The sequence below is a fragment of the Streptococcus sp. FSL R7-0248 genome, assembly GCF_037967965.1.
Classification (GTDB): domain Bacteria; phylum Bacillota; class Bacilli; order Lactobacillales; family Streptococcaceae; genus Streptococcus.
In genome coordinates this window covers 57,919-67,500 of sequence record NZ_CP150201.1, presented here as the reverse complement: position 1 = coordinate 67,500, position 9,582 = coordinate 57,919, and the positions used below count along the sequence as shown (strand labels likewise).

8 protein-coding genes, 1 tRNA gene and 2 rRNA genes (1 of these 11 only partly in view) are annotated in these 9,582 nt (G+C 40.9%); all 11 read right to left on the bottom strand.

Annotation, left to right across the window (positions count from 1 at the left end):
* Positions 1 to 207 (bottom strand): 23S ribosomal RNA (locus NYE32_RS00390); it reaches 2,693 nt to the left of the window's first position.
* 146 nt (positions 208 to 353) lie between these two features.
* Positions 354 to 426: transfer RNA gene (locus NYE32_RS00385), tRNA-Ala, on the bottom strand.
* A gap of 54 nt (positions 427 to 480) precedes the next feature.
* A 16S ribosomal RNA gene (locus tag NYE32_RS00380) occupies positions 481 to 2,028 on the bottom strand.
* Together the 16S and 23S rRNA genes with 1 tRNA gene alongside form the textbook arrangement of a ribosomal RNA operon.
* Positions 2,029 to 2,454: 426 nt before the next feature.
* A complete protein-coding gene (gene spx / locus NYE32_RS00375; protein ID WP_002886328.1) occupies positions 2,455 to 2,853 on the bottom strand; it encodes a transcriptional regulator Spx in 399 nt (132 codons plus the stop codon).
* Positions 2,854 to 3,021: 168 nt separating this feature from the next.
* On the bottom strand, positions 3,022 to 4,161 hold the full coding sequence (gene recA, locus NYE32_RS00370) for a recombinase RecA (RefSeq protein ID WP_002889600.1): 1,140 nt from the start codon (positions 4,159 to 4,161) through the stop codon (positions 3,022 to 3,024).
* Positions 4,162 to 4,201: 40 nt separating this feature from the next.
* Positions 4,202 to 5,467 (bottom strand): competence/damage-inducible protein A, encoded by a 1,266-nt coding sequence (locus tag NYE32_RS00365; protein ID WP_037599410.1) that lies wholly within the window; start codon positions 5,465 to 5,467, stop codon positions 4,202 to 4,204.
* A gap of 96 nt (positions 5,468 to 5,563) precedes the next feature.
* On the bottom strand, positions 5,564 to 6,118 hold the full coding sequence (locus NYE32_RS00360) for a DNA-3-methyladenine glycosylase I (RefSeq protein WP_037599412.1): 555 nt from the start codon (positions 6,116 to 6,118) through the stop codon (positions 5,564 to 5,566).
* An 8-nt stretch (positions 6,119 to 6,126) separates the two neighbouring features.
* Positions 6,127 to 6,717: a Holliday junction branch migration protein RuvA gene (gene ruvA, locus NYE32_RS00355; protein ID WP_037599413.1), complete on the bottom strand. Its 591-nt coding sequence runs from the start codon at positions 6,715 to 6,717 to the stop codon at positions 6,127 to 6,129.
* A 157-nt stretch (positions 6,718 to 6,874) separates the two neighbouring features.
* Positions 6,875 to 7,096, bottom strand: a complete 222-nt coding sequence (locus NYE32_RS00350) for a hypothetical protein (RefSeq protein WP_037597288.1) — start codon at positions 7,094 to 7,096, stop codon at positions 6,875 to 6,877.
* Between the two features lie 130 nt (positions 7,097 to 7,226).
* Positions 7,227 to 9,164: a DNA mismatch repair endonuclease MutL gene (gene mutL / locus NYE32_RS00345; RefSeq protein ID WP_155198551.1), complete on the bottom strand. Its 1,938-nt coding sequence runs from the start codon at positions 9,162 to 9,164 to the stop codon at positions 7,227 to 7,229.
* 51 nt (positions 9,165 to 9,215) lie between these two features.
* Positions 9,216 to 9,521, bottom strand: a complete 306-nt coding sequence (locus NYE32_RS00340; RefSeq protein WP_155198552.1) for a hypothetical protein — start codon at positions 9,519 to 9,521, stop codon at positions 9,216 to 9,218.
* Positions 9,522 to 9,582 lie beyond the last annotated feature (61 nt).

The following is a 9,582-nucleotide window of genomic DNA, read 5'->3' as shown; positions in this document are numbered from 1 at the left end:
CAGCTACTTAGATGTTTCAGTTCACTGCGTCTTCCTCTACATTACCTTAACAGTAATGAGTGACAGGCATTACCTGCCGGGTTCCCCCATTCGGACATCTCTGGATCATTGCTCACTTACAGCTCCCCAAAGCATTTCGTCGTTAGTCACGTCCTTCATCGGCTTCTAGTGCCAAGGCATCCACCGTGCGCCCTTATTAACTTAACCTTATTTTGGTCTTTCGACCTAACTCATTAAATATTCACAGCGTTTCGGTTTATTTTCTTGTTACTATCTATATGTAATTAATTACATATGGAATTTGATATAGATATTCAATTTTCAATGGACAATACTTGAATCTTTCGATTCAATGGAGCCTAGCGGGATCGAACCGCTGACCTCCTGCGTGCAAAGCAGGCGCTCTCCCAGCTGAGCTAAGGCCCCACAAGACCTCTCAAAACTAAATAAGAAACTCAAGTACATTCCGTTTTTCCTTAGAAAGGAGGTGATCCAGCCGCACCTTCCGATACGGCTACCTTGTTACGACTTCACCCCAATCATCTATCCCACCTTAGGCGGCTGGCTCCAAAAGGTTACCTCACCGACTTCGGGTGTTACAAACTCTCGTGGTGTGACGGGCGGTGTGTACAAGGCCCGGGAACGTATTCACCGCGGCGTGCTGATCCGCGATTACTAGCGATTCCGACTTCATGTAGGCGAGTTGCAGCCTACAATCCGAACTGAGATTGGCTTTAAGAGATTAGCTTGCCGTCACCGACTCGCAACTCGTTGTACCAACCATTGTAGCACGTGTGTAGCCCAGGTCATAAGGGGCATGATGATTTGACGTCATCCCCACCTTCCTCCGGTTTATTACCGGCAGTCTCGCTAGAGTGCCCAACTGAATGATGGCAACTAACAATAGGGGTTGCGCTCGTTGCGGGACTTAACCCAACATCTCACGACACGAGCTGACGACAACCATGCACCACCTGTCACCGATGTACCGAAGTAACTTTCTATCTCTAGAAATAGCATCGGGATGTCAAGACCTGGTAAGGTTCTTCGCGTTGCTTCGAATTAAACCACATGCTCCACCGCTTGTGCGGGCCCCCGTCAATTCCTTTGAGTTTCAACCTTGCGGTCGTACTCCCCAGGCGGAGTGCTTAATGCGTTAGCTGCGGCACTGAATCCCGGAAAGGATCCAACACCTAGCACTCATCGTTTACGGCGTGGACTACCAGGGTATCTAATCCTGTTCGCTCCCCACGCTTTCGAGCCTCAGCGTCAGTTACAGACCAGAGAGCCGCTTTCGCCACCGGTGTTCCTCCATATATCTACGCATTTCACCGCTACACATGGAATTCCACTCTCCCCTTCTGCACTCAAGTTTGACAGTTTCCAAAGCGAACTATGGTTAAGCCACAGCCTTTAACTTCAGACTTATCAAACCGCCTGCGCTCGCTTTACGCCCAATAAATCCGGACAACGCTCGGGACCTACGTATTACCGCGGCTGCTGGCACGTAGTTAGCCGTCCCTTTCTGGTAAGCTACCGTCACAGTGTGAATTTTCCACTCTCACACTCGTTCTTGACTTACAACAGAGCTTTACGATCCGAAAACCTTCTTCACTCACGCGGCGTTGCTCGGTCAGGGTTGCCCCCATTGCCGAAGATTCCCTACTGCTGCCTCCCGTAGGAGTCTGGGCCGTGTCTCAGTCCCAGTGTGGCCGATCACCCTCTCAGGTCGGCTATGTATCGTCGCCTAGGTGAGCCGTTACCTCACCTACTAGCTAATACAACGCAGGTCCATCTTGTAGTGGAGCAATTGCCCCTTTCAAATAAATGACATGTGTCATCCATTGTTATGCGGTATTAGCTATCGTTTCCAATAGTTATCCCCCGCTACAAGGCAGGTTACCTACGCGTTACTCACCCGTTCGCAACTCATCCAAGAAGAGCAAGCTCCTCTCTTCAGCGTTCTACTTGCATGTATTAGGCACGCCGCCAGCGTTCGTCCTGAGCCAGGATCAAACTCTCATTAAAAATTTAATAATTGTTCGAGCGTTAACTCATTACCGTCATCTGACGATTTATTCTTGTAAATTGACAGGTTATAATTTCTTCTATCATAACCCTGCACTTGGTTTCTTATTCAGTTCTCAAAGGTCTTTGTCTCTCTTAAGACAACTCCTATATTCTAGCAAATCTAGAATAGTTTGTCAACACTTTTTTCGAAGTTTTTTTACTTCTCGTGTTCGCCGCCCCTTCCGAAACAGCTTATTTATAATATCATCTCTGACTTATCTTGTCAATAACTTTTTAAAGTTTTTTTCAAACTTTTTCAGTTACTGAACAATTTCCTTGAGACTTTATTAGTCTATCAAGTTTGTGAACCAATGTCAATACTTATTTTCTATGCAATAAGTGAAAGCAAAAAAGAAGATCTCTAGTATCTCCTTTTTTCATTTTTTATAGAGCTGCTCGCATGCGTGCTTGTGAATTTTCGACATTTCGTATTGAGCGCGGTAAGAACGCACGGATGTCATCTTCTTTATAACCCACTTGCAATCTCTTATCATCAATTAAGATTGGACTTTTCAAGATTCTTGGGTTTTCTTGAATCAAATCAATCACTTCACTAACACTGAGCTCGTCGATATCACAATTTAGAGCTTTAGCATAGCGATTTTTTGATGAAACAATGCTCTCAACACCATTCTCTGTTTTTGATAGGATGTTTAAGATTTCTTCTTTTGTAAGTGGTTCTTTACCAAGGTTTTGTTCTTTATAAGGAAGTTGATGGTTGTTCAACCATGTTTTTGCTTTTTTACAACTTGTACAACTTGAGATTGTATAAATCTTAATCATGTTAATTCTCTCTTTCTGTCACATGATACTATTATCTTATCATTGTCCTTAGTTTAAGAAATCGGTCTAGCGACCTATTTTGAATCTAAGGGGACTTTTTCAATTATCATAGATTTTTTTTACTTAGATTAAATCAAAGAGAAAAAGAGCTCTTCGGCTCTTTTACACTTATTCTTCAATTTCAATGGTTGAATCAAGGTCCAAAACAAGTTCATCAGATGTTTCTTCAACTTGTGCTTCTTCAACACTATCCTCTTCATCTGGTTCAATCAAACCATAGTGTACACGTACTTTATGATCAATTTCTTCAAAAATATCTGGATGATCTGCCAAATATTTTTTAGCATTTTCAGATCCTTGACCAATCTTCTCTCCATTATATGAGAACCACGCTCCGGCTTTTTGAATAATTCCTAAATCACTAGCGATTTTTACAAGCTCACCTGTTTGTGAAATCCCTTCACCATACATAATTTCGACAAAGGCTTCTTTAAATGGTGGGGCAACCTTGTTTTTGACAACCTTGATTTTAGTTTCCTTACCAACATTTTGGTCTTTTTTATCACCAGTCCCTTTGATTTGCGTATTTCCACGTACATCAAGACGTACTGATGCATAGAATTTTAGAGCACGTCCACCAGGGGTTGTTTCTGGATTACCAAACATAATACCAACTTTTTCACGTAATTGGTTAATGAAGATAGCAATTGTTTTTGTTTTATTGATAGAAGCAGAAAGCTTACGCATGGCTTGACTCATCATACGCGCTTGAAGTCCGACATGACTGTCACCAATATCTCCATCAATTTCTGCACGAGGTACCAAGGCTGCAACTGAGTCAACAACAACCAAATCAACTGCACCAGAGTCAATCAGCTTACCAGCAATTTCGAGACCTTGTTCACCTGAATCAGGTTGTGACAAAAGAAGCTCATCGATATTAACACCTAGGGCTGCCGCATAAGCAGGGTCAAGGGCATGCTCTGCATCGATAAAGGCAGCGATTCCGCCTTCTTTTTGTGTCTGAGCAACAGCATGGAGGGCTACAGTCGTTTTACCTGATGATTCTGGTCCGTAAATTTCGATAATACGACCTTTAGGATAACCACCTGCACCAAGAGCAATATCCAAAGCTAGCGAGCCTGAGCTCATAACCTGAACCTTCTGCTCTGCACGCTCACCAAGACGCATAACTGCTCCCTTACCAAAATCTTTTTCAATATTCTTCAAAGCATCATCAAGTGCTTTACGACGCTCATCTCCAAATTTCTTTGTGATTTCTTCTGTTTTCTTTGTTTTCTTAGCCACTTATTTTCCTCTTCTTTCTATAGTTAAAGACAAACTTAAATCAAGTTGTCTCTTGTAATAAAGCTTGGCGAACTAGGTTAAAGGCATAGAGGGTACTAATATATCTAACGTCAGAACGACTTCTTCCACCTATAACAACCTTGATTGACCTTACTTGATTCCTATCAGCAATACCAATAAATACTGTACCTGCTGGGTGTCCTTCTAATGAATCTGGTCCAGCTACACCGGTAAGTGCAATTCCGTAATCGCTATCTGTTTTAGCTCGGGCACCTTCAGCCATTTTTTCTGCAGTAAAATGACTGACAACACCATGTTCTTCTAGTTGCGACAAGGGAATATCCAACATTTTAGATTTTTCTTCAATGCTGTAAGTAACAAAGCCGCCTTTTAATACTTGTGAGGCTCCTGAAAAATCAGCAATACTAGCCTGAAATAAACCTGCTGTTAGGCTTTCAGCTGCAGTGATAGTCTTGCCATGGTTCTTAAACAAACGGAAAGTTTCAAATGCTAAACTATTAGACTCTCCATATCCGTAAATAAAATCAGATAAGGATTTGCCATCTAGAGTTTTAGTAGAACGAATTTGTTTTTCTAAAACATCTAGTTTTTGATCTGCTTCTTCTCGTGAAGAAGCCTTTGTTGACAAGCGAAGTGTTACTTCCCCCACTTTAGCGTATGGAGCTATGGTTGGATCTGTTTGGTTAACAATAAAATCCTTCAGAATAGTCACCAATTGACTTTCTCCAACGCCAAAGAATCTTAGGACTCTCGAATAAAGACTTGCGTGATTCTCAGTAAGTGCTGGAACAAGTTCCTGATTCACCATAGGTTTAAGTTCACTTGGTGGCCCAGGTAGGACTACATAGGTCACCCCTTGAGTAGTAATGACGCCTCCAACTGCAAGACCTGTAGGATTTTGCAAGGGGATAGCCCCCTCAACAATTTGCGCTTGACGTTCATTATTAGGCGTTCGTGTGTGTTTAGGGCGAGTAGCAAAGAAACTGTCCAGCTTTTTACTTGCCTCCTCATCAAAAACAAGTTTTTTTCCTAAGAACTTAGCTAGGGTTTGCTTGGTTAAATCGTCCTCCGTAGGGCCAAGTCCTCCACAAAGTATGACTAAGTCACTACGTTTACTAGCTTGGTCTAGAACTGAGAGTAGGCGGTTTTCATTGTCTCCTACTGCTGTGTGAAAATACACGTCAATTCCTAGTTCAGCTAGTTTCTCAGATAAAAATTGGGCATTGGTATTGGTGATTTGCCCAGTTAGGATTTCGGTTCCTACTGCAATCAATTCAGCTTTCATTGGTTCACCTATATTACTATTCGTAAAATAATCTCAAAAACATGTTCGTTTATAAACTAACATGTTTTTCTCGTCTTGTCAATCAAATCTACTCATTTATTTGAAGTCACAGTTATTTTCATGATCATTCACAAATCCTGCGGCTTGCAGAAATGAATATATAGTAGTCGGTCCTAAAAATTTGAACCCTCTCTTTTTTAGATTTTTGGCAATCTGTTGGGATAAATCAGTTGATGATGGGACGTCCTTATATGTGGGAACATTATTTACCAAGGGCTTTCCGTCAAAGAACTGCCAAAAATAATGGGACAAGGAGCCAAATTCATCTTGGAGTTTTAGTACTTGTTTGGCATTATTTACGGTTGCTTCTAGCTTAAGTTTGTGACGAATAATATCCGGATTTTGAAGCGCTTCTTCAAGTTCACTTAGGCTAAACTGGGCAACACGCTCAATATCATAGTTATGAAAAACACGATTAAAGGCCTGACGTTTATTTAAAACAGTTAACCAAGAAAGTCCTGACTGATAACTTTCTAAGCAAAGTAGCTCAAAAAGTTTTTGATCGTCACCAATAGGCTTTCCCCACTCCTTGTCATGATAATCACAATATAATTTATTGTTTGTTGGTACCCAAAGACAACGATTGACCATTGCTTACCTCATTTCATCAACATCTTAAGAGCTGATTTAATGTATTGCTCTGCCGTTTCATTAGTACCTTCGAAGAAGGCTTTGATTTTCTTAAGTTCTGCAGCTTTATAACCAAGAGCAAGCAAAGCTTCCATAGCCTCATCCAACTGATGATTTCCTTCAGGTTGACTTGGTGTCGTCTTGGTCGTTTCTGTTGGTAACTCTGCAAATTTCCCTGCCAAGTCCAAAACCATTTGCTGGGCTGTCTTTTTACCAATCTTTGGAAACTTCATCAGGTACTTGATGTCACTATTATCAATGGCAGCCACCAAGCCTTGATTATCATCTACAGCAACAATAGCTAGAGCAGTCGTCGGACCTATTCCAGAAACTGAAATAAGCTTAAGGAAGACTTCTTTTTCATCTTCAGTATGGAAACCAAAAAGAAGGTGGGCGTCATCCCTAATAACCTGATGAAGGTAGACTTGGATAGTCTGATTCATCTGGTCAGAAAAACTATATGGGTTCGCTACAGTGACAATATAACCTAGGCCGTTTGCTTCTATAACAATATACTTGGCAGTAATTTTCACTAGAGTTCCCTTGATGTAATCATACATAGCGTGTGATTTCCTTTCTCGTTCGTATCTTCAATGGATTGCTTTGTTATTTTATACTTATAAGATAATTGTCTTGAGTGTTTATTTTGTCATCTCAAGCACTGCTGTACTATTGTAACAAAAAATCCACTCGAAAGTGGATTATGTTTGCTCTATTTTAAGGATGACTACTCGTCTTTAAAGTATCTGTAATCATCTTCAAGCCTAATAGAATATATGTTACAACGCCTAAAGTAAAGGCAATGCTAGAAACATTTACTAGGGCATTCTCCAAACTTGGTCGACCTAACCAAGCCAAAATATAGAAAATCAAGCTAGTCGCTAAAAATGTTAAGCCAACAAGTAAAAAGTGTTTATTAGTTTTTGTTAGGTGTCTCATCACTCTACCTCCTAACTTAAAAATCAGTCAATCATCCTACAATGATGTGCTAAAACATTAGAAGATTCCTTGTCTTCACCACTATTATAAATCTAACGTTCCTATTCGTAAAGTAAGACGAAAAAAAGTTTTAATACTTCCCTAGGTCACGTAGACTAGTATGATTTTCTTGAATTCGACGGAACATTTTTTCCATATCAGACTTTGTAAAGTTGACAAGTACAGGACGTCCGTGAGGGCAATTGTAGGGGTTTTTACACTGTGCAAGCTGTACTAGAAGGTCACGCGCAGAGTAATCATCGAGAGCATGATTGGCCTTGATTGAACGTTTACAACTCATCATGATGGCTAACTCAGCACGGTAGGTTTTGACAGACACTTCATTCGTCAAAAGAAGCATGTCGCACATCTCATAGACTGCAGATTCAATCTCTTCTTCCTTCATCCAGATAGGATGTTCACGAAGAATGAAGGTGTTATTCCCATAAGGCTCTAAATAGATACCAACCTGGTTAAGAAGAGGCATTTTTTCTTGTAAACTAATGTAATCCGAACCTGAAAATTCAAAGAGATAGGGAACCAAAAGCTGTTGTAAACTACTGTCAACCTCACCAATCTTTTCGCGATAGTACTCATACTTGACACGTTCTTGGGCAGCATGCTGGTCAATGATGTAAAGTCCACCTTGTCCTTGAGCAAAGAGATAGGTTCCATGCATTTGACCAAAAAACTCCAACTCAGGGAAGGTTGATGTTTCCTCATTGTCCAGATTTTCAAGCATGCGCTTCATTTTCGACTTGTTTTTATAATCAAGTTTTTCGTGTTCACTATCACTTTCATCTGCTGAACGTTGTGCTTGTTTAACAGAAGGTTGCGGTTTGTTTTCTACCGATGAAACTGGAGACTCTGACACGAGTGGTTTGATATCCTCTTGGACTGTCTCTGGTTTGACAAAGAAATCATTACGACTGCTATCATAATAAAGATTGGTTTGTTTGAGTGGAAGACTGGTTTGAACCGGCTTAGTTGCACCTCTAGTACTAGACTTGGCTAGATTTTCAAGGGCATCCGGAATCAAATCCTGCTCTCTAAGGCTTTGAGCAATGGCAGAGCTGATGAGGGCCATAAGCTCCTTTTCTTTAGAGATACGTACTTCCTGCTTTGTTGGGTGAACATTGACATCAGCCAAATAAGGATCAATCTGAATATCAATAACCGCAATAGGGAAGCGCCCTACCATGAGTTTAGAACCATAACCATCAAAAATAGCACGGTTAAGTAGGAAGTTTTTTATATAACGTCCGTTAATGAGAATCGTGATGTAGTTACGATTTGCACGAGTTAATTCAGGAAGGCTGACATAGCCAGAAACTTCAAAATCAAGGTCAGAATTTGAAATTTCCACCATTTTTTTAGCTGTTGTCAAACCATAAATCCCGGCAATAGCTTGACGGAGGTCTCCAGTACCTGAGGTCTGTGTCAACTGACGACCGTCATTAAGCAAGGTGAAGGCAACTTCGGGATGAGCTAGACTCAGACGATTGACAACATCAACAATATGAGCCAACTCAGCCTGTAAACTCTTCATATACTTGAGACGAGCTGGGGTGTTATAAAATAAGTTTTCAACGGTAATCTTTGTTCCAACTGGTGTTGAAATAGGATCCTGACTCTCAATTTCCCCACCCTTAGCAACCAGTTTAGTCCCATAGGCTTCTCCATCAGCCGCCGTCACAATGGTAAGATGACTGATAGAAGCTATTGATGGCAGGGCCTCACCTCGAAAACCAAGAGTTCGAATACGAAAGAGGTCTCCTTGATTTTTGATTTTACTCGTTGCATGACGGCGCAAACTCATAGCCACGTCAGCTTGAGCCATTCCTTCACCATTGTCTGTGATTTGAATTTTTGAGAGGCCTGATTCTTCAACTTCAATAGTAATCTGGGTGCTGCCTGCATCAATAGCATTTTCCACCAGCTCTTTAACTACACTAGCTGGTCGCTCTACGACCTCTCCAGCAGCAATCTGATTGGCTAGAACTTCAGGCAATTCGATGATTTTTGGCATAATTATTTTTTCTCCCTTCTAAAAGGTTGATACATTCACTGGTGCTGACTGTTACTTATGCTTCCTATACAACCATAACTCACACACAACTGTTAGCCAAGATAAGGCTGTGGCTATAACAATCATATCCCCATGACGAAGGTTGAACCAAATGAGCCCAGAAAAAATCAAGAGGTAGATGATTTGGAAAATCCATTGGTAGGTTTTAGGCGAGCTTGTAGAATCCATAAACTGCTTAACAAAGAAATAAAACAAGAGCAAGTTCAGTGTTAGTGCCTTTTCAAAAGGTGTAAAAAAACTCAAAATCAGACTGCAGGCAAGAAAAATTCCTGCTAACCATTTCATTATAGATTTCATGTGATTACCTCGTCAGTACGTTTTCATTAAGTATAGGGGTTTTCTAAAATATTTTCAACCA

Bases quoted from the DNA above. Each gene is read 5' to 3' on its own strand.
- spx (WP_002886328.1), bottom strand. From the start codon at position 2,853: ATGATTAAGATTTATACAATCTCAAGTTGTACAAGTTGTAAAAAAGCA.
- NYE32_RS00365 (WP_037599410.1), bottom strand. From the start codon at position 5,467: ATGAAAGCTGAATTGATTGCAGTAGGAACCGAAATCCTAACTGGGCAA.
- NYE32_RS00360 (WP_037599412.1), bottom strand. From the start codon at position 6,118: ATGGTCAATCGTTGTCTTTGGGTACCAACAAACAATAAATTATATTGT.
- ruvA (WP_037599413.1), bottom strand. From the start codon at position 6,717: ATGTATGATTACATCAAGGGAACTCTAGTGAAAATTACTGCCAAGTAT.
- NYE32_RS00350 (WP_037597288.1), bottom strand. From the start codon at position 7,096: ATGAGACACCTAACAAAAACTAATAAACACTTTTTACTTGTTGGCTTA.
- mutL (WP_155198551.1), bottom strand. From the start codon at position 9,164: ATGCCAAAAATCATCGAATTGCCTGAAGTTCTAGCCAATCAGATTGCT.
- NYE32_RS00340 (WP_155198552.1), bottom strand. From the start codon at position 9,521: ATGAAATCTATAATGAAATGGTTAGCAGGAATTTTTCTTGCCTGCAGT.